Here is a 22,603-nt window from a genome sequence, read left to right on the forward strand (position 1 = left end):
GCGCCTCAGCTGACCCGCGCCACCACGTAGTCGGCGAGGTCGATCAGAAGCCCGCGAATCTGGGTCTCGGGCAACACGGCCAGCGCCGCCTTTGCCTTGTCCGCCCAGGCCAGCGCATCGGCGCGGGTGGCGTCCAGCGTGCCGTATTTCGCCATCAGCTCAAGCGCATGTTCAAGGTCGCCGTCTTCCTGGCGGCCTTTCTCGATGGTGCGCACCCAGAAGGCGCGTTCTTCTTCCGTGGCCTGCGCTACCGCCTTGATCACCGGCAGGGTCAGCTTGCGTTCGCGGAAATCGTCGCCGACATTCTTGCCGGTCGCCTTGGTGTCGCCCTGGTAGTCCAGCAGGTCATCGACAATCTGGAAGGAAATCCCCAGCGCGTCGCCATAGTCAAACAGCGCCTTGACGTGGGCCGGGTCCGCCCCGGCGATGACCCCGCCGACCTCGGTTGCGGCGGAAAACAGCGCCGCCGTCTTGCCGCGCACCACCTGCAGATAGACGCTCTCGTCGGTGCGCAGATCGGTGGCCGCGGTCAGTTGCAGCACTTCGCCTTCGGCGATAGTGGCGGATGCGTTCGACAGGATGCGCAGCACATCCAGCGACCCGGTTTCGGTCATTAGCTGGAATGACCGAGAAAACAGGTAATCGCCAACCAGAACCGAGGACTTGTTGTCCCACAACAGGTTCGCCGTCGGCCGTCCGCGCCGCTGGGCGCTTTCGTCGACCACATCGTCATGCAAGAGGGTTGCGGTATGAATGAACTCGACCGTTGCGGCCAGATGCACGTGATAGGGGCCGTCATAGCCACACATCCGCGCCGCCGCGAGCGTCAGCATTGGCCGCAGCCGCTTGCCCCCTGCGCCGACCAGATGCGCGGTCACCTCCGGGATGCGCGGCGCGTGTTCCGAGGCCATGCGCTCGGTGATCAGCGCGTTGACCGCGTCCATTTCATCTGCGAGGAGCGCGGCAAGCGCCTCGTGCGGTTTTGTGCTTGCGTGATCCAGACCCATCACATCCCTGTCACAGCCTGTGGACATGCGCCCCGTGCTGCCTTTACATCCCCAACATGCAAGAGCTTCTGCGCAGCAACGATCCAACCGTCATCGCCTTTGCCTCGGCACTGTTGCAGGGTGAGGGTATAGACTGCTTTGAAATGGACGTAAATATGAGCGTCCTCGAAGGGTCCATCGGCATATTGCCGCGCCGCATTCTGGTACGCGAAGGGGATCTGGACGAGGCCCGCAAAGTGATTGCCGACAATGGCATCGAGACCGGGCGCTAGGGTGGAACTGACGGATACCGGATATCTTGGCGGACGTGTGACGATCCGCCAGCCCCGAAAGGGGTATCGCGCGGGTGTTGATCCGGTGCTTCTGGCCGCGTCTGTGCCAGCACGGGCAGGGCAGTCGGTGTTGGAGCTTGGCTGTGGTGTCGGCACGGCAAGCATGTGCCTTGGCTGGCGGGTTCAGGGGCTGCGCCTGACCGGGGTTGAACGGCAAGCCGACCACGCCGCGCTTGCACAGCAGAACAGCGAACTGAATGGCATCGCCATGGACGTTGTGACCGCCGATCTTGCCGATTTGCCGGGTGATCTGCGCGCACGCGGTTTTGACCATGTGATTGCCAACCCGCCCTATTTCGACCGGGCGGCGTCGACCCCGTCCGAAGGGGCCGCGCGTGAGGCGGCGATGGGTGAGGACACGCCGCTGGACACCTGGGTCAGGGTCGCGGCGGCTCGGCTGGCACCGAAGGGGTATGCCAGTTTCATCCACCGGGCCGAGCGTCTGCCCGATCTTCTGGCCGCGTTTTCGGGACGTCTGGGCTCGGTTCAGGTCTTGCCGTTGTCGGCCCGCAGGGGTCGCGATCCCGGACTGGTTCTGGTGCGTGCCCGCAAAGGGGGGCGGGCCGCGTTCCGGCTGCATGCGCCAATCGTGATGCATGAGGGCGACGTGCATCTGCGCGATCAAGATGACTATTCCGCCCTGATCGGCGATGTCCTGCGCGAGGGATCGCCGATTCCGTTTCCCTGATCGCGAATCGCCCCGGTCCCCCTTGAGACCGGCGAAATCCAGCTTAACTTTTAGTGTGTCATCAAACCGATACAAACGGTGCGTGACAGGTCGGGAATTTTATGCTCGACTTGAAGTGTTGGAAACAAATCTAGGAGGACTGCCCATGAGCGTCAGCGCGCATTTGGAAGAACTGAAACGGAAGCACGAGGTCCTCTCGAAACAGGTGGAAGACGAGCAACGCGCTCCGGGTTCCAGTGACTTTCAGATTGCCGATCTGAAGAAGCAGAAACTCAGGATCAAGGAAGAGATTGAGCGCCTGTCAGCCTGACGAAGGTGACAGGCTAGCGCGGGCGGCAAGGACCGCACCGCCGGTTATCAACAAGGCCGCGATTGCCAGCCGTCCTGTCGGCTCGGCAATCCCGGCCGCCACAAGCGCCAGCGTGGACAACAGCGGGGCCGCATAGGATGCCGTCCCGAGAAGTTGGATGTCGCCGCGCTTGACCCCGATATCCCAGACATAGAAGGCCAGACCAACAGGTCCCAACCCGAGGGCAATGGCGCTGGCCCATGCGATGGTGGTCTGTGGCCAGACGGTGTCTTCCAGCGCCAGATGCATCACCGCCGACAGGATTGCCGTGGCAACGCAGAACACCGCGACCGAATCGGTCGGCACGTCGCCCAGCCTGCGCGAGATCACCGAATAGCCTGACCATGTCAGCGCGCAGGCCAGCGCAAGAAGATAGCCGGGCAGGGCAGTTGCATCGAAGCCGCCCCCGCCGCCAAGGATGATCAGGGCCGCGCCCGCGAAGCCGACAGTCGCGCCGATCAGATGCCCCGCCCGCAGTTTTTCGCCCGGCAAGAGGCCTGAGAACAGGACGATCAGCAAAGGCCAGAGATAGGCGATCAACCCGGCCTCGGCTGCCGGCGCCAGCCGCAGCGCGGAGAAGTAGAGCGCGTGATAACCAAACAAGCCCACGGTCCCGAAGGCATAGACGCGCAGCGGCACCGACCGCAACCGCGCCAGTCCGCCAGTGGACAGGGTCCAGACAATGCCGATCGTCCCGCCGATCGAGAAACAGATCGCGTTCAGCAACAAGGGCGGCACCGGGGCCGAGCCCACGGTGAACAGTGCCAGAAGCGCCCAGAGCAGGACAGCGATGAACCCGATCAGGGTGGCGGTGCGGCGGGTCATTTCGGCAATACGTCCTCAACATCGATGACGGTGAATTCGTCGGCAATCCAACTGGTTTTCTCGATCTCTGCAAGGATCCATTCGCGGAAGGCACGAATTTGAGGCCTGTCTTCAGCGCCTTTCAGGGTCAGGAAACGGAACTGGGCCTTGGTTTGAATGGCGGTCTTGAAGGGCGCGACAAGCTTGCCCTCGGCCAGGTCCTTGATCACCATCGAGCGCCGCCCCAACACAACCCCGACCCCCGCAATCGCGGCGTCGACGGCATGGTCGGCCTGGCTGAAGCGCGCGCCGTGTTCGGGGGTGAAGTCCAGCCCCATGGCGCGGAACCATGTAGGCCAGTCGCATCGGGGGCGCAGGAAATGTACCGAGTCGTCAAAGATCAGCGGTGCCTGTTGCAGCGACTCGACAGTCTGGAACTGTTCGGCAAGGTCGGCAGTCATAACCGGCACGAACCATTCCTTGCGGAGTGGCATGGCGTAAAGGCCGGGGTCGGAGCCAAGCCCGAAGCGGATGGCCACGTCGACCTCGTCCCGCTCAAGATCGACTATTCGCAACGTGGCCGAGAACCGCAGGTCGATATCGGGATACTGGCGGGCAAATTCGAACAGGCGGGGGGCCAGCCATTTTGCGGTGAAGGCAGGGCCTGCGGTGACGGTCAGGCTGTTGTCGTCCTGAAGGCGCAACGTCTTGCGCCAGGCTGCGGTGAGGGCGTCGAACCCCTCAGAGGTGCCGGGCGCGAGGGTGCGGCCGGCTTCGGTCAGGGTCACTGCGCGGTTCAATCGGTGAAACAGCGGCTGGCCCAGATGTTCCTCAAGTGACTTGATCTGGAAGGACAGAGCGGCGGGGGTGACGTGCAGTTCGGCGGCGGCCTGCGCAAAAGACAGGTGGCGCGCGGCGGCTTCGAATGCGCGCAGGGCAGTGAGAGGGGGCAGGCGGTCGGGCATGTCAGTTAAGTAAAACTAATCTGAGTGGTTGAAAAGTCTCGTTTGTGAGGGGTGGAAGGTAAGGTCATATTGAGTGACACAGACGCACCAGTATGAAGGGGATTCCCCATGATCGAGACAAGCCACAACGCCTGCATCGCCGCCGCATATCGCAAGGCTCACAGCGAACGCGCACAGGCCTTTGCCGCCCTGTTTCACTGGGTCGCTGCGAAATTCAAGGCACCGCTGAACCAGCCGGTACTTACGGAGCCGTCCCGCTGCGCCTGAAGGATCGGGCACTTACGGGGCAAAAGGAAAGGGCCGGTCGCATGGGCCGGCCCTTTCTTTGGTTTGTACTGGCGGCGATCAGCCGAAGAATTGTGCGCCGTTGGCCGAGATGGTCGAGCCGTTGACGAAGCCCGCGTCGTCGGACGCCAGGAATGCCACGCAGCGCGCGATCTCTTCCGGCTCACCCAGACGGCCTGCGGGGATTTGTGCGATGATCGACTCGCGCACTTTTTCCGGCACCGCCATGACCATGTCAGTGGCGATATATCCGGGCGCAACCACGTTGGCGGTGATGCCCGCGCGCGCGCCTTCCTGCGCCAGCGAACGGACGATGCCGATGTCACCGGCCTTGGTCGCGGCATAGTTCACTTGTGCAAACTGACCCTTCTGGCCGTTCACCGACGAGATCACGATGACGCGGCCGAACTTGCGCTCGCGCATGCCGGGCCAGATCGGGTGGACGGTGTTGAAGACGCCGGTCAGGTTGGTGTCGATCACCTCCTGCCACTGCTGCGGGGTCATCTTGTGGAACGGCGCGTCGCGGGTGATGCCCGCGTTGGCGACCACGATGTCGATCGGGCCAAGCTCGGCTTCGACTTTGGCGATGCCGGCGGCGCTTTCCTCGTAATCGCCGACATTCCACTTGTAGGTCTTGATGCCGGTTTCGGCGGTAAAGGCGGCGGCGGCCTCGTCATTGCCGGCATAGGTGGCGGCGACGGTGCAGCCCTGTGCTTGCAGGGCTTTCGAAATTGCCGCGCCGATACCGCGGCTTCCGCCGGTCACGAGTGCTGTTCTTGCCATGGGGGTCCTCCAATCTGGCGTATTCCGTTGATAACTCTGTTACTCAATCAAGATGCATTGCGCAACATTGTTGCGCGGTGAAAATTGCCGCACCGCAGCTATTCGTGCGGTTTCGACGTCAGGTCACCTCCCGTCATATCAAAGAAAGGGGCGCCGTTTGGACGCCCCTTTCCCGTGTTGCCGTTCTGGGGCAATGGATCAGGGGCGTTCGAGGCACATGGCCACGCCCATGCCGCCGCCGATGCACAGCGTTGCCAGACCCTTCTTGGCGTCGCGGCGCTTCATCTCGAACAGGAGCGTGTTCAGGATGCGCGCGCCCGAAGCGCCGATCGGGTGGCCGATGGCAATTGCGCCGCCGTTGACGTTGACGATGGCCGGATCCCAGCCCATGTCCTTGTTCACGGCGCAGGCTTGGGCGGCGAAGGCTTCGTTGGCTTCGACCAGGTCCAGATCCTCGACCGACCAGCCCGCCTTTTCCAGGGCCTTGCGGCTGGCGTGGATCGGGCCGACGCCCATGATCGACGGGTCCAGACCGGCGGTGGCGTAGGACGCGATGCGGGCCAGCGGTTCGATGCCGCGCTTTTCGGCCTCGTCCGCGGTCATCAGCAGCGCTGCGGCTGCACCGTCATTCAGACCCGAGGCGTTGGCCGCGGTGACCGAGCCGTCCTTGGTGAAGGCCGGGCGCAGTTTCTGCATGGCTTCGATGGTCGCGCCGTGGCGGATGTACTCATCCGCGTCGACGACGATGTCGCCCTTGCGGGTCTTGACGGTGAAGGGGATGATTTCATCGACGAACTTACCCGCCTTCTGCGCGGCTTCGGCCTTGTTCTGGCTGGCGACGGCGAACTCGTCCTGCTGGTCGCGGCTGATCTGCCACTTCTCGGCGACATTCTCGGCGGTCTGGCCCATGTGGTAGCCGTTGAACGCGTCCCACAACCCGTCGCGGATCATCGAGTCGATATACTTGACGTCACCCATCTTGGTGCCGGCACGAAGGTAGGCGACATGGGGCGACAGGGTCATGTTTTCCTGACCGCCAGCGGCAACGATCGAGGCATCGCCCAGCTGGATATGCTGCGCGGCAAGTGCTACGGCGCGCAGACCCGAGCCGCAGACCTGGTTGATGCCCCAGGCGGCGCTTTCGATCGGCAGGCCGGCGTTGACATGCGCCTGGCGCGCGGGGTTCTGGCCCTGACCGCCGGTCAGCACCTGGCCCAGGATGGTTTCCGACACGTCCGACTTGTCGATACCGGCACGGGCGACCACGGCGTCAAGCACGGCGGCACCCAGATCGTGGGCGGGGGTATTCGCGAAAGAGCCCGAGAAACTGCCGACGGCGGTCCGGGCCGCGGACGCGATCACAACATTGGTCATAAGGATATCCTCTCTTAAATCCTGGGCGAAGGTTTGCGCCAAAGACTCAAAGGTGCAAGCCGCATATGCCTTCTTTACCCTGCGTAAATAGAGGATTCGCCGCAATGCGGCAACTGACAGTGTGTCTCATCCGTTTTGCGCCTGCCGGTCCTCATGCCGCGCTTCGGTCTGACGCGGCTTTTTTCCCGGTCTGGATGTTTGGGGGCTGGATCGAGGGGGCACCGAACATGAACCCCTGCAGGCAGTCGAAGCCCAGCGATTTCAGCATCTCGGCGTCCTGCGGGGTTTCGACCCGTGAGGCCACGGAATAGATGTCGAAGGCGCGCGCAACCTGCGCCACCGCCGAGGCGAGGATCTGGTTTTCGCCATCGGTGGCGACGGCGCGGGAAAAGCGCCCGTCCAGCTTGATGATGTCGAAATAGAAATCCCGGAAATGGTGGAGAGAGGTCAGCCCGGCCGCAAATTCATCCAGTGCAAAGGCGATCCCGTGCGGGTGCAGCTGGTCCATGAAGTCACGCACCAGCTCTGGCAGGTCGATGACGGATGCCTCGGAAATTTCAAGGATCAGCCGTTGGCCAAGGTCGGCATTGCGTTTCAGGCCACGGTGCATCGTCTGCATCCAGCGGCCATAGCCGATCGAGCGGCCCGACATGTTGATCGACAGGCGCAGGCCGGGGTTGCGGGCCAGTTCCGCAAGGCCAAGTTCCAGTGCGAGGCAATCCAGGTCCCGCCCGGTTTCGGTGGCGCCGACCTGGGGCATGAAATCCTTGGCCGGGATGATCCGCCCGGTTTCGTCAAGCACGCGGATCAGCCCCTCGTAAAACGCGCGGGTTTTGAGGTCATGGGCCGCGATGACCGGTTGATAGGCAAGGCGCACCTGCTTGTGGGTGATCGCCTCTTTCACCATGTCCAGAGTTGACGCGTCGCGCACGTCGACCGCTTCGGACAGCGGGTCGGACTTGGGCCGTCCCATCCTGTATTTCCTGCGCGCCATGCCACCCTCCTCTGGAATCGGGGGTCAGATTGGTGCCAAATGGCTGAACAGGAGCTTAAAGATAGAATTTGACGGATTGGCGCGACATGACTGGAAAACAGCACTCTGGATGCGGTTGGGAAGGGGTGGACCCGATCTATGTCCGTTATCACGACTCCGAATGGGGTGTGCCGGAATGGGATGGTCGGGCGCTGTGGGAAAAGCTGATCCTGGACGGGTTCCAGGCCGGGTTGTCCTGGATCACGATCCTGAAGAAGCGCGACAATTTTCGTGCGGCTTTTCAGGGGTTTGACCCGGCTGTGATCGCGGGGTGGGGCGACGCGGAGGTGACCCGTCTGCTGGGTGACACCGGTATCGTCCGGCATCGCGGCAAGATCGAGGCGACGATCACAAACGCCCGTGCCTGCATGGAAATGGGCGGCCCCGAAGCATTTGGGCGCCACGTCTGGACCGCGGTTGGCGGCACCCCTGTTGTGAACCGCTGGACCAGCCTGTCGGAGGTTCCTGCCGAGACGGAATTATCCCGAAAAATCTCGAAAGATTTGAAACAACGCGGGTTCAAGTTCTGCGGGCCGACGATTGTCTATGCCTGGTTGCAGGCCTGCGGATTGGTGAATGACCACCTTGTCAGTTGCCCTCGTCATGCCGATATCTCGCGCAGGCAAGTCGGATCAGACGGAGGGCAGGCATGATGAGACAATTTCGGGCCGGTATTGCCATCGTGGCGCTGGGGGTCTGGTCGGTTCTGGCAAGCCCGGTTGGGGCCTGTGCTTTTCATGGCTATCTGCCGCCGGAAACTGCCGTCGACCGGATGTTCTCGGCCGATCGCGTCGTGTCGCTGCGCCCAAGCCGTTCCGATCCTCTTCGTAACGAAGTGGTACAGGTCTTTCGCGGCGCGGCTGGTGCGGGTGGTGCGGCTGACATGTCGGATCTGATCGATACCCAGACCCGGCTGCGACTGACGGCGAACCCGGGTCATTCGGTTCTGTTTGCCCGTAGCGCCGAGGACGGGACGTGGCAGCAGCTGATCTATCTGGACGAAAGCGTCCAACCCGTCATGGCGCAGGTTCTGGCGCGGCTGGATGACTGGATCATGGATGGCGATGAGGACAGGTTTCAGTTTTTCGCGGACCTGCTGAACCACCCTCACCCGGATATTCAGGCCCTTGCGTTGGCCGAACTTGACCGGGCGCCTTACAGCATTCTTGATGCGCTGCAACTGAGCCCGGACGCCGAGTGGCTGTTGCAGGATTTCTGGGCGGCAGAGAATGCCACCCATGTCCCGATCAAGACCTTGTTGCTGGGGCTGTCCGGTGCGGACGCAGCGCGTATATTCCTGCGGGGGCAGTTCGAGGACGGCGGACTGCCGGGTGGCGCCCTGGCCGGTGCGTTTGCCGTGGCGTTGATCGAGATCGACGGGCAGGCCGGCCTCGCGCCGGTGATCGAGGCGGCAAGGCGGGCCGGGCAGATGGGCACCCCGGAGAGCGTTGCGCTGATCGAGGCGTTGGCGATCCACGCTGAAACCGGCGGCAGGGAGTTGCAGCGCAATGTGCGGTTTCAGGTCAGCGCCCTGATCGAGGCCGAGCCGCAGCTTGCCCCGACGGTTGTGCGCCAGTTCGGCATCCGCTCTGACTGGTCCCAAAAGGCGGTGATCGAACGGCTGAACCGCGCGGGCGTGTTCACCGACCCCGCCGTGCGCTTTGACATCGACCAGTATCTTCGGGCCGCGGCGCAGATCGACCCGCTGTTCTCGCAATAGGTCTAAAAGCCCGGCGTTCCCGCGTCTTCGGGGCGGGCGGCAAGGTGTTTGCGCTTGATCTCATCCGAGGTGTCGCGGCTTCCGTCATGGCTCCACCCCGGTGGCGCGATGGCGTACATGACGCGTTCGCGCAGGGTCAGGCCGCGCCGCGTCATGTCGCGGAAGATGCCCGCCCATTCATGAAAGGCGACGCGCAGCGGGTTGAAGGTGCCAAGGTTGTGGACAAGGCCATAATCGACCTTTTCGCTGTCGAGTTCCGGTACGAATGTGCCAAACAGCTTGTCCCAGATGATGAACACCCCGGTATAGTTGCAATCGAGGTAGCGCGGGTTGCGCCCATGGTGGACGCGGTGGTGGCTGGGTGTGTTCATCACCGCTTCGACCCAGCGGGGCAGTTTGCCGATCGCCTCGGTGTGAATCCAGAACTGGTAGATCAGGTTCAGCCCACCGCAGAACAGCACCATCGCCGGGTGAAACCCCAGAAGGATCAGCGGCGCGCGCACGATCATCATGAAGGTGAACGTGCCGGTCCATGTCTGCCGCAGGGCAGTGGTCAGGTTGTAATGCTGGCTGGAGTGGTGGTTGACGTGGCTGGCCCAGACCCAGCGGATGCGGTGACCAAAGCGATGCACCCAATAGTAACGCAGGTCGTCCAGCACGAAACACAGGACAACGACATACCAGCTTGTCCCGAGGTCCAGCGGCGTGATCTGCCACAGAAGCATGAAGAAGCCCCAGGCGATGAAGCCCAGCAGGATACCGCTGGCGACATTGCCGGCGCCCATGATGAGCGAGGTCAGCGCATCGCGGGTTTCATAGCGGCCACCACGCCCCTTGATGACGATCCACGCCAGTTCCAGCAGGATCGCGGCGATGAAAAAGGGCACCGCCAGCTGCACCACGTCCGGGTAAGTCAATTGGTCTGTCATTCAGGTCTCATCCATTCTTGCCAGCGGGTCACGGCGGTGGGCGAGAGGCGGATCGTTGCGCGCGGCGCGGCGATGTCGTGAAACACGATCTGTATCCCGTCCGTCTTTGACACGATGTCGTAGTCGACCAAAGGCCGCGCCACCGTGTCGGCCCCGAAACACCATGTCACGCCGAGCCCGTCCGGCCCCCGGATCAGGGCGGCGCGGGCGTCGTCGCTGAGCAGGATGTCGGTCGCATCCCTGTCGGGAAACTCGCGCAGCCACGCGGCGCGGGCGTCGTCCTTGCCATCAAAGCGACGGCCGTTTGAAAGGCCAAGAAGGTGCAACAGGACGGCAATGCCGCCGATTCCCGCCACGACCAGAATGCCCAGTATTTCTAGCGACATGTCGCCATCCTCCCCTTTTACAGGTTGGGGTCTGGGGTAGGGGATTGTCAAAGGTGGCGTAGGGGCAGGTTCGGTGTCACATTGCTGAAACGCATTGCGCGACAGGGGGGCGGTACCACCGCAGAGGGGCTGGCCATGACAGCGAAATATGATCGGATCGGCGTCGATTATGCCAATCTCAGGCAGCCGGACCCGCGTATTGCGGGCCATATCAACGCTGCGCTGGGCGGGGCACACTCGGTGCTGAACGTCGGTGCGGGAACCGGGTCTTACGAACCTGCCGACCGACTGGTGACCGCGCTGGAGCCGTCGTCCGAGATGATTGCCCAGCGGCCGGAAGGGGCCGCCGCGGTGGTGCAGGGCGTGGTTGAGGCCCTGCCATTTGCGGACCAGTCCTTCGACGCGGTCATGGCGGTTCTGACCGTGCATCACTGGCAGGACCAGCCGCGCGGCATGGCCGAGATGCGGCGGGTCAGCCGCGGCCCCATCGTGATCCTGACCTATGACCCCGCCTTCCGGGACTTCTGGCTGTTCGACTATTTCCCCGGCCTCGTGGCGCTGGACGATGAACAGATGCCGCCGATTGCGGCCTATGGCGCGTGGCTGGGGCAGGTCGAGGTGACGCCGGTTCCAATCCCGCATGACTGTCGTGACGGGTTCCTGTCGGCCTATTGGCGGCGGCCACATGCCTATCTTGACCCGAAGATCCGCGCAGCGATGTCGTCATTCTGGCATCTGGGGGATGTCAGCGACGGGGTGGAACGGTTGCGGCGCGATCTGGACAGCGGGGCATGGGCGACGCGGTATGGTGCGGTCCTGTCGCAGGACAGCCGCGATTGCGGCTATCGGCTGGTGGTGGCGTCCTGATCTTAACCGCCTGTCGACCCGATCAGGCTGCGCAGCACGGCCTTGGCGCTGTCGCTGGCCCAGTCCGCGTCGCCCTGAAGCCGGGCGACCTCTTGCCCTTCGGGGTCGAGGATCACCGTCACCGGCAGGCCAAAGACGGCCATGTCGCGGGCGATCTCGGATTTCGGGTCGCGGTGTTTCGGCAGGTTTTTGACGCCGATCGAGTCAAAGAACTTGTCGATGGCGGGCGGCATGTTGCGGCCTGTCGCGATGGTCACGACCTCGAAATTGTCGCCGCCCAACTCGGTCTGCAGTTCTTCCAACATCGGCATTTCCTTGCGGCAGGGCGCGCACCATGTGGCCCAGAAGTTCACCAGAACCCATTTGCCCCGGTAATCCGACAGGTGGCCCTCGCCGCCATCGACGGTGACAAACGCCTTTTGCGAAACCCCGCGCGGGTCGGAATGGAAGTTCAGCTTCTTCATGTCGCCGTCACGCAGCGCCGCTGCGGCGCTGGTGTCGATCCCGCCGGCATTGGCCGCATCGCGCAAGCCGACAAAGATCACGCCTACAATTGCGCCCACCAGAAGGGCCGTATAAACCAGCGCGGAACGATTGAACTTCATGAACCCCTCCGAAGGGAAGACGATGACCAACAAGACCTCGAACCAGATGTGGGGCGGCCGTTTCGCCGCCGGACCGGATGCCATCATGGAGGCGATCAACGCCTCGATCGGCTTCGATCAGCGCATGGCCGCCCAGGACATTGCCGGGTCGAGGGCCCATGCCGCGATGCTGGCGGCAACAGGCATCGTGAGTGATAGCGACGCAAGCGCGATGAGGGAAGGGCTTCTCACGGTCTTGTCAGAGATCGATAGCGGCACGTTCGAATTCTCGACCGCGCTGGAAGACATCCACATGAATGTCGAGGCGCGGCTGAAAGAGATCATCGGCGAACCGGCGGGGCGTCTGCACACGGGCCGCTCGCGCAACGATCAGGTGGCGACCGATTTCAAACTGTGGGTGCGTGACCAGATCGATGCGGCCGTGACCGGGCTTGAGGCGCTGATCCGTGCGCTGCTGGATCAGGCCGAAGCCGGGGCCGACTGGGTCATGCCCGGTTTCACCCACCTGCAAACCGCGCAGCCCGTCACTTGGGGCCATCACATGATGGCCTATGTCGAGATGTTCGGCCGCGACATGTCGCGGTTCCGCGACGCCCGCGCCCGGATGAACGAATCCCCGCTGGGTGCGGCGGCGCTGGCGGGCACGTCTTTTCCGATTGATCGCGAGATGACGGCCAAGGCGCTGGGCTTCGATCGCCCTGCCGCGAACTCTCTGGACGCGGTCAGCGACCGGGATTTCGCGCTGGAATTCCTGTCCTGCGCGTCGATCTGCGCCATGCACCTTTCGCGCTTTGCCGAGGAACTGGTGATCTGGTCTTCGGCCCAGTTCCGGTTTGTCACGCTCAGCGACCGGTTCTCGACCGGGTCGTCGATCATGCCGCAGAAGAAGAACCCGGATGCCGCCGAACTGATCCGCGCCAAGATCGGGCGCATCTTCGGGGCCAATGTCGCGTTGATGACGGTGATGAAAGGGCTGCCCTTGGCCTATTCCAAGGACATGCAGGAAGACAAGGAACAGGTCTTTGACGCCGCCGACAACCTGATGCTGGCGCTGGCGGCGATGGAAGGCATGGTCAAGGACATGAGCGCCAATGTCGAAAACCTCGAAGCCGCAGCCGGGTCGGGTTTTTCGACCGCGACGGATCTGGCGGACTGGCTGGTGCGCGCCTTGAACATGCCGTTCCGCGACGCCCATCACGTGACCGGCACCCTGGTTGCGCTGGCGGAATCCCGCGGGTGCGATTTGCCCGACCTGACGCTGGCCGATATGCAGGGCGTCCATGGCGCGATCACCGACGAGGTCTTTGGCGTTCTGGGTGTGCATAACTCGGTCGCCTCGCGCCTGTCTTACGGCGGCACGGCACCGGCAAACGTTCGTGCGCAGGTCGCGCGCTGGAAAGGTCTTCTGAAATGAAAAACGCAAGTCTGGTCCTTGCTCTTTTGGTGCTGGCGGCCTGCGACCCTGCCAGCCAACCAGTGCAACCCGCGCCGAAGGAACAGCCCAAGTCTGGCGTGACGATCTCGGGGTCGGCCAGGGTGGGTGTGGTCTATAACGGGTGATTGGCATGGGCGGCCAAGGCCGGCTTCCTGCCAGACCCGAATCGGCGTAGCCTGAATCCCGGACAGCAGACCTTGCGCCCAAGCGCCGAAACAGACCAGTCGAGGACAAGATGATCCGACATTTCGCCGTTCTTGCCGCCTTCGTTTCCATGGCGGCCCTTTCCGGCTGTGGCGCCGACGGAGAGCCGGTTCCGCCGACAAAGAATGCCGGGATAGAAATTGGACCCGGGGCGGTATGAGTTACCGCGCGGGTCGCTGACCCAAAAAAACCTGTTCAGAAACAGGGCTCAATGCCGGACAGTTGTCAATCGGCGGACATTCGCCAGTTGGCGCCATGTGCCTTGTCGGTTCCACTTTCTCTCCGGTTGTCATGTCGCCAGCACATTCCTAGATTAGTCGTTTCAAACATGTCGTCATGTGCCCTTGCAATTGCCGGGGACGGTTCTGTTTTTTGGAAGTCAAAAAGAGGTTTTGAGAATGAATTCAATTAGCTAGCTGCTGGCCGCGGCATCACTTGCCGTTGCCGGCGCGTCGTCAGCCGCTCTGGCGCAGGATACGCAGGACCGCACCCCGGTCGCTGAATTCAAGAAGAACGGATTTACCCTTGAGCAGGACAAGGCCTTTCGCAACCGGCTGGACATGCCGTCGCTTTTGACCGGCGGTGATGCGTCGGTCTGGTTCTCTCAGCGCACGTCGGAAGTTCTCTATACCGCGCAACTGCCGGTGCAGGTGCCGCATATGCCGTTGGAGCGGGACATCATGCCGGAGATCGGAGAGATCAAGGCGCAGACCAAGTTTCTTGGCGAAATGACCTTGAATGAATGGCTGGCACATCCCCAGAGCTATGCCAAGGGCATCGTTGTCGTTCACAAGGGCAAGGTGGTTTTCGAAGAATACCCGGGCCTCAATCCGTGGGAGTCACACCTGTGGATGTCCTCGGCCAAACCCACCACCAGTCTCGTGATCGACCATCTGATCGATCAGGGGCTTCTGGATCAGGAGCAGACCGTCGGGGAAATCATGCCGGACTGGGCATCGACCGAGTGGAACGATATCAAGCTGATCGACATTCTTGACATGACGCCCGGTATGAACACCGAAGAAAACGACGAAACCCGGGCCGATCCGCATTCGATCGCCATTCGGGTCTTCAATGCCGAATTCGGGTTCCAGTACAACAAGCGCAATGAAACCGTGCCCGAGATCCTGAAAGGCGCAAAGTCGGTCGCCCCGGCCGGGACCAAGCTGGAATACGGGTCTCCGACAACGGAAATGCTTGTTCTGATCGCCGAGGCGGTCAGCGGCAAACGCTGGTCGGATCTTTTCAACGACCTGGTCTGGTCCAAGGTCGGTGCCGACGGAACGCTCAACATGCACCTCTCGCCGTTTGGGACCGCGGGCGCACATGGACTGGTCACCAGCCGCCTTTCGGATCTGGCGCGGTTTGGCATGCTCTATACGCCCAGCTGGGACAAGACCGCGACCGAGAAAGTGGTCAGCGACGACATGATCGCCCGCATTCGCGACGGTGTCCGGGGCAAGGAGTTCTACACCGCCGGGTTTGACGGGCCGGTCTTTGCCGACCGTCTGGGCGACGACACGATGATTTCCAACAGCCGCCAATGGGATGCGGTCTGGCCCGACGGGGATTTCTGGAAGGCCGGGCTGCAGAGCCAGGCGCTCTATGTCTCGCCGGACAAGGATCTGGTGATCGCGTTTTTCTCGACCAACGTGCCTGACGATTCCTTCCACCGCTTCCTTCGGCCGATCGCGACCTCTGGGCTGTTCGAATGAAGGCTGCCAAAGGGATTGCAGCGGCGATTGCCTTGACGATTTTGTCAGGCATCGCCGCCTCGGCGCAGGATTTCGATGTCGTCATTCTGAATGGGCGGGTCATGGACCCGGAAACCGGGTTTGACCAGATTGCCAATGTCGGGATCAACAACGGGTTCATTACCCGGATCACGGCAGATGCAATCGAAGGCAAACGCGCAATCGACGCCACGGGCCATGTCGTTGCCCCTGGTTTCATAGATGGGCATAGCCATGCGCAGGATCCGTTTGGGCACCGGCTCTATCTGCGCGACGGTGTTACCACCGCCATGGACCTGGAACTTGGTGCCTACCCGATTTCGGACTATTACGAATTCTGGGAAGGCAAGGCGCAGATCAACTACGGGGCGTCCGTCGGTCACCCTTGGGCGCGGATGTCTGTTCTCGACGGGATCGACCCGAAAGGGCGCGGGTTCTACAATACCTCGCTGGCCGATTCACTGGCTGATGGCGCAAAATGGCAGACCAAGACCTTTGATCCGCTGGACATGCCCAATGTGAGTGCTGCCGTCGAAACCGGGTTGAAGGAAGGCGGCCTGGGTGTGGGCTTCCCGATCGGCTATTATACCGCTGTCGGTAGCCCGGAAGTGATGGAAATCGCGGGTATCGCCAAGGAATACGGCGCCTTCATCACCAGCCATGCCCGCTATCTTGCGCAGGTTCCGCCCAGCGGCTTCCTGGGGATGCAAGAGATGATCAATGTGGCGCACCTGCAGGATGTTCCCTTGCTGCTGCACCATATCCCGAGCAATTGCCTTGGGCTGACGACCGCTTGCCTCGACCTGATCGACGAGGCGCGCGCCAATGGTGTTCGCGTGGTCGGGGAATTCTACCCCTACACATTTGCCTCAACCTACGCCAATGCGGATTACCTGCGGCCGGGCTATCAGCAACAGCTTGGTATCACTGGCAAGGATTTGGTTGTCATCGAAACCGGCGAGCAGCTGGATGATGAGAAATTCGACAAGCTGCGCGAAGAAGCGCCGGGTACCTACCTTCTGATGTATTCGATGAAGGAAAAAGACATGCGCGCCGCCCTGGAGCGTCCGGGCGTTGTGTTCGGATCGGACGGGATGCCGTTCTTCAACGAAGATGGAACAAGCCCGGGCATCGACGCCCCCTATGGCACAGGGCGCGGCCACCCTCGCGGTGCGGGCGCGCATGCCCGTTTTCTGCGTATCGTACGCGAAGATGCGCCTGTGACGATGATGCAAGCGCTTTCGAAGCTCAGTTATGAGCTTGCCGATTTTCTTGACGACAGCGTGCCGCAGTTCAAGCTGCGGGGCCGTCTGCAGGAAGGCATGATCGCCGACATCACCATCTTCGACCCGGAAGCGGTGACCGACAACTCGTCCTGGGAAACCGGGCAGAACACCATGCCGTCGACCGGAATTCCCTATGTTCTGGTGAACGGTGTTGTGATCGTCGACAAGTCCGAGGTGCAGGCGAACTTGTTTCCTGGCGTCCCTATCAGGCGCCAGATCACGAACGAATGATTGCTGTTATCTAAACACAACTGGTTGATTTCAAAGGAAAGGACCATTTCCATGTCGCAAGAAAACACCCGCAAGCCTGGCAGCCCGTCAGGGTCCGCTGGCCCGAAGTTGACCCGCCGTGGCGTCCTGGCAGGAGCCGCAACACTGGCTGCCGCTGGGGGTGGCCTTGGCGCCGCGATGGTGGCACCAACTGCCGCCCGCGCCAAAGACGCCGCCAAGCCGGTGATCACCCCGATCACCGAGCGCACGACCCCGATTTCCAAGGCCAAGCTGCCGCTTTCTCTGGAAGAGGCCAAGGGCGTGCGCGAGCGGTTCAGCGTCGCCAACTGGCAATCGGCGGGGGACGATGGTGTTTATGTCAACATGCATTTCCCGTCGTTCAAACCGACCGACATCGCCATGCCCAGCCACCCGCCGCGCGAATTGGAGCGTGACATCCGCCCAGAGCTGGAGACGATGACCTTCACCCGCGAGGACGGGTCGCAGTCGGATACGCTGCATGATTACGTCTTTGGCGAAAACCGCACCCAGGCGGTGATGATGGCCCATAAGGGCAAGGTCGTCTACGAGGCGTTTCCGGGCATGAACCCTTGGGATTACCATATCTGGATGTCGGCCTCGAAGACCTGCGTCGGTTCGCTCTGCATCATTCTCGAAAGCGAAGGCCGCATGGATCTTGAAAAGCCGGTCACGGACTACGCTGTCGAGCTTGCCGGGTCTGCGTGGGACATGGTGTCGGTGCGTAATGCGCTGAACATGGCGTCGGGGCTGAACGTGGAAGAAACCACCGAAGCCTTCTCGGACCCGACCAGCTGGATCGAGCAGTTCTTTGGCACTCTCTTCGCCGGTGAAGCCACGAAATGGATCGAACTTTTGAAGGTTGTCGAGCCGCTGGAAGGCGAGAAACCGGGCGACCGCTTCCGCTATTCGACCTCGATCACGCAGGTTCTGGTGCTGGCGGCCCAGAACGCGTCAGGTCTGAAATATGCCGACCTGTTCAACGATCGCATCTGGTCGAAGATCGGTGTGAAAAGCCAGTACATGGTTGGCCTGGCGTCGGACGGCACCGCCGTGGGCGGCGGTCTGAACATGACCACCCCCGAGGACATGCTGAAATACGCGATGATCTTCACCCCCAGCTGGAACGTGGTGTCGGACGAACAGGTGATCACCGATGATCTCCGCAAACGCATCCAGACGCTGGGTGATCCTGCGGCCTATAAGGGCAGCACTGAAGAGGGCTATCACGCCCAGTGGTTCGGCGAAAAGGGCGAGCGCAACTCAGCCCAATGGGATGTGGTCTTCCCGGATGGGGCCATGTTCAAGCATGGCAACATGCACCAAGGGATCTATGCCGACCCGGCCCGAGATTTCTGCGGCATGATCTTTTCGACCTCGCCAAACGAAATGCCTGACTACACGCCGGGATACCTGCGCGAAGCGGCAAAACGCCTTGCCGGCGGCTGACGCAAAACATCGCTGCGCCCGGTCGACGGGCGCAGCGACAGGTGCCATTCCTGCCTACTGGTGGCTTCGAAACAATACCGTGCATTTTGCCAGCGGCCATTGCCGCCGGGCGCAGTTGTCCTTTGTCAGTATTGGATCCTGACCATAGGCAATGAATGTCCCGTCAGTCACGGTTGACATCTATGCCAATGTTCGTTGCGTGTGTTACCGTATCCATGTTCTGTTCCTTCTGATCCGTGGTCATTTGCGATCACATGCAAGCGCTTCAGAAGGGTCTCGGCCCGGTAATCAGATTGAGGTGCCCATGTCCCCGTTGCGTTGGATCTATCTCGGGCTTGCGCTTTGGGGCGCGATCCACCCGATGAGCTTTTTCGCGCCGTGGCTTCTGACAAATGACGGCAACCTCTCTGCGCTGATTGCCGAATGGAAGGGCAGCCCGGCGGTGGAAGGGCTCTACTGGGACCTTGTCATCGCAGCCATTGCGCTGGCGGTGTGGATCATCGCCGAGGTCGCGGTGCGCCGCAACTGGATTGCGCTTGTCGCGATCCCGGCCACGTTCCTCATCGGTGTCAGCTGCGGCCTGCCGCTTTATCTTTTCCTGCGGTCCGCGCCTGTGCGCTGAACACGGCAGCTTTTTTACTGGTCGCAAATACCCACTTCCCGAGGCGCAGCCGAGGGCCACGCCCAACCGGTTTGTCCGCGGCTTTGCCGCGCATGAACCGGGCGGGAGCGCCACTTGCCTTTAACCGCCGCTTGCACCCCATCGGCGTGGGCGCTAAACGCTTGTGCCAAGTTGCAACCCGGAGATTTCGCGATGTCGATCGACAAGGACACCGCCGCACGTGTGGCCAAGCTGGCCCGCATCAAGGTGGAAGAAGACGCGCTGCCCGCGCTGGCGCAGGAATTCAACACCATCCTTGGCTTCATCGAACAGTTGAACGAGGTCGATGTCGAGGGCGTCGAGCCGATGACCTCGGTCACGCCGATGCGTCTCAAGCGTCGCGAGGATGTGGTCACCGAAGGCGACCAGCAGGACAAGATCCTGTCGAACGCGCCCGATGCGCGCGAAGGGTTTTTTGCGGTTCCGAAGGTGGTTGAATAATGTCCGATCTGAACAAACTGACGCTTGCCGATGCCCGCGATAAGTTGCGCGATGGTTCTGTCACCTCGGTCGAGCTGACCGAAGCCTGCCTGTCCGAGATCGAAAAGGCCGGGGCGCTGAACGCCTTTGTTCACAAGACGCCCGAGATTGCCATGGAACAGGCAAAGGCCGCCGACGCGCGTATTGCGCAAGGCGATGCGCCAGCCATGTGTGGCTTGCCGGTTGGCATCAAGGACCTGTTCTGCACCAAGGGCGTCCCTAGCCAGGCCGCAAGCGGCATCCTGGAAGGCTTTACGCCGGAATATGAATCCACCGTCAGCCAAAACCTGTTCGATGCGGGCGCGGTGATGCTGGGCAAGCTGAACATGGACGAGTTCGCCATGGGCTCGTCGAACGAGACCTCGGTCTATGGCAACGCGGTGAACCCGTGGCGTCGTGGCAATGACGATGCCCAGTTGACGCCGGGAGGCTCGTCCGGCGGGTCGGCCTCGGCTGTGGCTGCGGACCTGTGTCTTGCTGCAACCGGCACCGATACCGGCGGCTCGATCCGCCAGCCCGCGGCCTTCACCGGAATCACCGGGATCAAGCCGACCTATGGCCGTTGCTCGCGCTGGGGCATCATTGCCTTTGCCTCGTCGCTGGATCAGGCCGGGCCGATGACCAAGAACGTGCGCGATGCGGCAATCATGCTTGAGGCGATGTGCGGTCACGACCCGAAGGACAGCACCAGCGCCGACCTGCCGGTGCCCAACTTCGAAGCTATGCTGACCGGCGATATCCGCGGCAAGAAAATCGGCATCCCGCGCGAATACCATATGGACGGCATGCCCGATGAGATCGACGCGCTCTGGGCCAATGGCCGCGAGATGCTCAAGGACGCGGGTGCCGAGATCGTCGATATCTCGCTTCCCCACACCAAATATGCTCTGCCCGCCTATTACGTGATCGCGCCGGCCGAGGCGTCGTCGAACCTGGCCCGTTATGATGGGGTGCGCTATGGCCACCGCGCGAAACTGGCGCAGGGTGATGGCATCACGGAGATGTATGAAAAGACCCGGGCCGAAGGGTTCGGCCACGAGGTTCAGCGCCGGGTCATGGTTGGCACTTATGTGTTGTCGGCGGGTTTCTACGATGCCTACTACAACCGCGCCCGCCGCGTGCGCGCCCTGATCAAGAAGGACTTCGAGGACGTGTTTGCACAAGGCGTCGACGCGATCCTGACCCCGGCGACCCCGTCGGCGGCCTTTGGACTGGGCGAGATGGACGATGCCGATCCGGTCAAGATGTACCTGAACGACGTTTTCACCGTCACCGTGAACCTTGCCGGGCTGCCCGGTATCTCGGTTCCCGCCGGTCTCGATCATCAGGGCCTGCCGCTTGGCCTGCAGTTGATCGGGCGTCCGTGGGAAGAGGGCGACCTTCTGAACACGGCTTATGCGCTTGAGCAGGCGGCAGGATTTGTAGCCAAGCCGGGCAAATGGTGGTAAAAGACCCGTAAAAGAAAACAAATACGGGCAGAAAAATCGTGAAACGCTTGGTTCTGGGCGGCTGTGCGCTGTTGGCGCTGGCCGCGTGTTCACCACAGATTCCCGACAGCGCGGCGGGGATTGATGACTATTGGTCCGCAGGCATGGGGCGCCCGGTCGCTTCGACAACCGCGTCCAAACCCCTCGCCAGTCCGGTGCCCCCGGCAAGGGCGATGTCCGATGAAACCGTTCAGTCGCTGGCGCCGCCGCGTGTCCTGCGCACGGATCAACCCCAGAGCCAAACCGCCACAACCACCAGCGCCCTGCCGCCTGCGACCACCCAAACCGCGGCTGCGGCTACACCTGCCGGGATCACCCCGGCCACCCGCACCACCCCGCAGACACAGAACGGCGTCGTACAGGCCAGCCCGTCGAACCCGGCGCCGGTGCTTCTGAACAATCCCGGCATCTCGAACGAGAACGACTTTGCCGCCGTGGGCGAACGGCGTTCGATCCAGGATGATGCCGACCGTCTGCAACGCAACCGCGATGCCTATCAGGTGGTTGCAGCGACCACTGTGCCGGAGCGCGTGGAAAGCGGCCCGAATGTCGTTGCCTATGCGCTTGAGACCCAGAATCCGGTCGGGACCCGCATCTATAGCCGGATCACGCTGAACGCGAAGTCGCGTTATCAGAAGAACTGCGCCAAGTTCCCCTCGGCGGATCAGGCGCAGATGGCGTTTCTGTCGAAGGGCGGACCCCAGATTGACCGGCTTGGGCTTGATCCCGATGGGGATGGCTTTGCATGTGCCTGGAACCCGGCACCCTTCCGCAAGGCCGCCAGGGGCTGAGTCATGGCCGCATCGCTGGACATCATGTCCTGCCCGTCGCCCAACTTCGGCCAAAGGCGGGATGGCGCGGCGGCCGATCACATCATTCTTCACTACACCGCGATGGACAGCGCCGCCGACGCGCTTGCGCGCCTGTGCGACCCTGCTGCCGAAGTCTCGTGTCACTACCTGATCGATGAACGTGGCGCGGTCTGGCAACTGGTCGAGGAATCGCATCGGGCCTGGCATGCGGGGGCGGGCGAATGGTGCGGCATCGGCGACATGAACTCGCGTTCGATCGGGATCGAACTGGCCAATCGTGGCGACCACCCGTTCCCCGAACCTCAGATGCGGGTGCTTGAGACCCTGTTGGGCGACCTGCGCCAGCGACACGCGATCCCGCCGCGCAACGTGATTGGCCATTCCGATATGGCGCCGGGGCGGAAATCCGACCCCGGACGGCGTTTCGACTGGCGACGTCTGGCGCTTTCCGGGCACGCGGTCTGGCCCGAGCTGAACGCGGTCCCGGACACAGACCCGAACCGCCTGCGCGACGATCTCTGCGCCTTCGGTTACCCCTCGGTGGATGATCCCGATCTGCTTGAAGCCATGCGCCTGCGGTTCCGCCCCTGGGCGCGCGGCCCTCTGTCCCCAGAGGACATGGCCACCGCCGCCGCACTTGCTGCGCTGTGAACCCCGGCCTTTTTGCTGGTCGAAAATAC

26 protein-coding genes are annotated in these 22,603 nt (G+C 62.3%); 17 read left to right on the forward strand and 9 right to left on the reverse strand.

The window, feature by feature from the left end; translation table 11 throughout:
- Positions 1 to 5: 5 nt before the first annotated feature.
- Positions 6 to 1,007 carry a polyprenyl synthetase family protein gene (locus tag JQ863_RS17815; protein WP_204115791.1) on the reverse strand — a complete coding sequence of 334 codons (1,002 nt, stop codon included), beginning with the start codon at positions 1,005 to 1,007 and terminating at the stop codon, positions 6 to 8.
- A gap of 56 nt (positions 1,008 to 1,063) precedes the next feature.
- Between JQ863_RS17815 and JQ863_RS17820 the strand changes: the two genes are divergently transcribed.
- The 3 genes from JQ863_RS17820 to JQ863_RS17830 all read left to right on the forward strand — a co-directional run bounded on the left by JQ863_RS17820 (position 1,064) and on the right by JQ863_RS17830 (position 2,337).
- Positions 1,064 to 1,279, forward strand: coding sequence for a putative signal transducing protein (locus JQ863_RS17820; protein WP_204115692.1), 216 nt, complete (start codon positions 1,064 to 1,066; stop codon positions 1,277 to 1,279).
- Positions 1,257 to 2,027: a tRNA1(Val) (adenine(37)-N6)-methyltransferase gene (locus JQ863_RS17825; RefSeq protein WP_204115693.1), complete on the forward strand. Its 771-nt coding sequence runs from the start codon at positions 1,257 to 1,259 to the stop codon at positions 2,025 to 2,027. Before JQ863_RS17820 ends, JQ863_RS17825 begins: the two co-directional genes overlap by 23 nt.
- A 145-nt stretch (positions 2,028 to 2,172) precedes the next feature.
- Entirely contained in the window at positions 2,173 to 2,337 is a 165-nt protein-coding gene (locus tag JQ863_RS17830; protein WP_204115694.1) for a YdcH family protein, read from the forward strand.
- Here the strand turns inward: JQ863_RS17830 and yddG are convergent.
- Entirely contained in the window at positions 2,329 to 3,201 is an 873-nt protein-coding gene (gene yddG / locus JQ863_RS17835; protein WP_204115695.1) for an aromatic amino acid exporter YddG, read from the reverse strand. The two genes, JQ863_RS17830 and yddG, sit on opposite strands and share 9 nt — an antisense overlap.
- Positions 3,198 to 4,145, reverse strand: a complete 948-nt coding sequence (locus JQ863_RS17840; RefSeq protein WP_204115696.1) for a transcriptional regulator GcvA — start codon at positions 4,143 to 4,145, stop codon at positions 3,198 to 3,200. Before JQ863_RS17840 ends, yddG begins: the two co-directional genes overlap by 4 nt.
- 108 nt (positions 4,146 to 4,253) lie before the next feature.
- On the opposite strand from JQ863_RS17840, the gene JQ863_RS17845 reads away from it, so the two are divergent.
- Positions 4,254 to 4,412 carry a hypothetical protein gene (locus tag JQ863_RS17845; protein ID WP_204115697.1) on the forward strand — a complete coding sequence of 53 codons (159 nt, stop codon included), beginning with the start codon at positions 4,254 to 4,256 and terminating at the stop codon, positions 4,410 to 4,412.
- A 78-nt stretch (positions 4,413 to 4,490) separates the two neighbouring features.
- Here JQ863_RS17845 and phbB read toward each other — a convergent pair whose 3' ends face one another.
- The 3 genes from phbB to JQ863_RS17860 form a co-directional block, all read right to left on the reverse strand.
- Positions 4,491 to 5,213, reverse strand: coding sequence for an acetoacetyl-CoA reductase (phbB, locus tag JQ863_RS17850; RefSeq protein ID WP_204115698.1), 723 nt, complete (start codon positions 5,211 to 5,213; stop codon positions 4,491 to 4,493).
- A gap of 198 nt (positions 5,214 to 5,411) precedes the next feature.
- The gene (locus JQ863_RS17855; RefSeq protein WP_204115699.1) at positions 5,412 to 6,587 is read right to left on the reverse strand and encodes an acetyl-CoA C-acetyltransferase; all 1,176 of its coding nucleotides are present in this window, start codon (positions 6,585 to 6,587) and stop codon (positions 5,412 to 5,414) included.
- Positions 6,588 to 6,738: 151 nt separating this feature from the next.
- The gene (locus JQ863_RS17860) at positions 6,739 to 7,581 is read right to left on the reverse strand and encodes an EAL domain-containing protein (protein ID WP_204115700.1); all 843 of its coding nucleotides are present in this window, start codon (positions 7,579 to 7,581) and stop codon (positions 6,739 to 6,741) included.
- An 86-nt stretch (positions 7,582 to 7,667) separates the two neighbouring features.
- On the opposite strand from JQ863_RS17860, the gene JQ863_RS17865 reads away from it, so the two are divergent.
- Positions 7,668 to 8,273, forward strand: a complete 606-nt coding sequence (locus JQ863_RS17865; RefSeq protein WP_204115701.1) for a DNA-3-methyladenine glycosylase I — start codon at positions 7,668 to 7,670, stop codon at positions 8,271 to 8,273.
- Positions 8,270 to 9,340, forward strand: a complete 1,071-nt coding sequence (locus JQ863_RS17870) for a hypothetical protein (protein ID WP_204115702.1) — start codon at positions 8,270 to 8,272, stop codon at positions 9,338 to 9,340. Before JQ863_RS17865 ends, JQ863_RS17870 begins: the two co-directional genes overlap by 4 nt.
- 2 nt (positions 9,341 to 9,342) lie before the next feature.
- Here JQ863_RS17870 and JQ863_RS17875 read toward each other — a convergent pair whose 3' ends face one another.
- Positions 9,343 to 10,269 (reverse strand): sterol desaturase family protein, encoded by a 927-nt coding sequence (locus JQ863_RS17875; protein WP_204115703.1) that lies wholly within the window; start codon positions 10,267 to 10,269, stop codon positions 9,343 to 9,345.
- Complete coding sequence (locus tag JQ863_RS17880; RefSeq protein ID WP_204115704.1) at positions 10,266 to 10,655, reverse strand: hypothetical protein; 390 nt, start codon at positions 10,653 to 10,655, stop codon at positions 10,266 to 10,268. The genes JQ863_RS17875 and JQ863_RS17880 overlap by 4 nt, the downstream gene beginning before the upstream one ends.
- Before the next feature lie 135 nt (positions 10,656 to 10,790).
- Between JQ863_RS17880 and JQ863_RS17885 the strand changes: the two genes are divergently transcribed.
- Positions 10,791 to 11,522: a class I SAM-dependent methyltransferase gene (locus JQ863_RS17885; protein WP_204115705.1), complete on the forward strand. Its 732-nt coding sequence runs from the start codon at positions 10,791 to 10,793 to the stop codon at positions 11,520 to 11,522.
- 2 nt (positions 11,523 to 11,524) lie between these two features.
- On the opposite strand, the gene JQ863_RS17890 is transcribed toward JQ863_RS17885, so the two are convergent.
- Entirely contained in the window at positions 11,525 to 12,127 is a 603-nt protein-coding gene (locus JQ863_RS17890) for a TlpA family protein disulfide reductase (protein ID WP_204115706.1), read from the reverse strand.
- A gap of 22 nt (positions 12,128 to 12,149) precedes the next feature.
- Here JQ863_RS17890 and argH point away from each other — a divergent pair, with 22 nt between their 5' ends.
- The 10 genes from argH to JQ863_RS17940 all read left to right on the forward strand — a co-directional run bounded on the left by argH (position 12,150) and on the right by JQ863_RS17940 (position 22,574).
- A complete protein-coding gene (gene argH / locus JQ863_RS17895; RefSeq protein WP_204115707.1) occupies positions 12,150 to 13,541 on the forward strand; it encodes an argininosuccinate lyase in 1,392 nt (463 codons plus the stop codon).
- Positions 13,538 to 13,687: a hypothetical protein gene (locus tag JQ863_RS17900; protein ID WP_204115708.1), complete on the forward strand. Its 150-nt coding sequence runs from the start codon at positions 13,538 to 13,540 to the stop codon at positions 13,685 to 13,687. Before argH ends, JQ863_RS17900 begins: the two co-directional genes overlap by 4 nt.
- Before the next feature lie 639 nt (positions 13,688 to 14,326).
- Positions 14,327 to 15,481, forward strand: coding sequence for a serine hydrolase domain-containing protein (locus tag JQ863_RS17905; protein WP_204115709.1), 1,155 nt, complete (start codon positions 14,327 to 14,329; stop codon positions 15,479 to 15,481).
- Positions 15,478 to 17,016: an amidohydrolase family protein gene (locus tag JQ863_RS17910; RefSeq protein ID WP_204115710.1), complete on the forward strand. Its 1,539-nt coding sequence runs from the start codon at positions 15,478 to 15,480 to the stop codon at positions 17,014 to 17,016. Before JQ863_RS17905 ends, JQ863_RS17910 begins: the two co-directional genes overlap by 4 nt.
- Positions 17,017 to 17,067: 51 nt before the next feature.
- Positions 17,068 to 18,483, forward strand: a complete 1,416-nt coding sequence (locus JQ863_RS17915) for a serine hydrolase domain-containing protein (RefSeq protein ID WP_204115711.1) — start codon at positions 17,068 to 17,070, stop codon at positions 18,481 to 18,483.
- A 304-nt stretch (positions 18,484 to 18,787) separates the two neighbouring features.
- Positions 18,788 to 19,105, forward strand: coding sequence for a DUF2834 domain-containing protein (locus JQ863_RS17920; protein ID WP_204115712.1), 318 nt, complete (start codon positions 18,788 to 18,790; stop codon positions 19,103 to 19,105).
- A gap of 192 nt (positions 19,106 to 19,297) precedes the next feature.
- The gene (gatC, locus tag JQ863_RS17925; protein WP_204115713.1) at positions 19,298 to 19,585 is read left to right on the forward strand and encodes an Asp-tRNA(Asn)/Glu-tRNA(Gln) amidotransferase subunit GatC; all 288 of its coding nucleotides are present in this window, start codon (positions 19,298 to 19,300) and stop codon (positions 19,583 to 19,585) included.
- Positions 19,585 to 21,072: an Asp-tRNA(Asn)/Glu-tRNA(Gln) amidotransferase subunit GatA gene (gene gatA / locus JQ863_RS17930; protein ID WP_204115714.1), complete on the forward strand. Its 1,488-nt coding sequence runs from the start codon at positions 19,585 to 19,587 to the stop codon at positions 21,070 to 21,072. The genes gatC and gatA overlap by 1 nt, the downstream gene beginning before the upstream one ends.
- A 38-nt stretch (positions 21,073 to 21,110) precedes the next feature.
- Positions 21,111 to 21,902: a hypothetical protein gene (locus JQ863_RS17935; protein WP_338055541.1), complete on the forward strand. Its 792-nt coding sequence runs from the start codon at positions 21,111 to 21,113 to the stop codon at positions 21,900 to 21,902.
- A gap of 3 nt (positions 21,903 to 21,905) precedes the next feature.
- The gene (locus tag JQ863_RS17940; RefSeq protein ID WP_420826284.1) at positions 21,906 to 22,574 is read left to right on the forward strand and encodes an N-acetylmuramoyl-L-alanine amidase; all 669 of its coding nucleotides are present in this window, start codon (positions 21,906 to 21,908) and stop codon (positions 22,572 to 22,574) included.
- Positions 22,575 to 22,603 lie beyond the last annotated feature (29 nt).

It is taken from the genome of Shimia biformata, assembly GCF_016888515.1.
GTDB classification, from domain to species: domain Bacteria; phylum Pseudomonadota; class Alphaproteobacteria; order Rhodobacterales; family Rhodobacteraceae; genus Shimia_A; species Shimia_A biformata.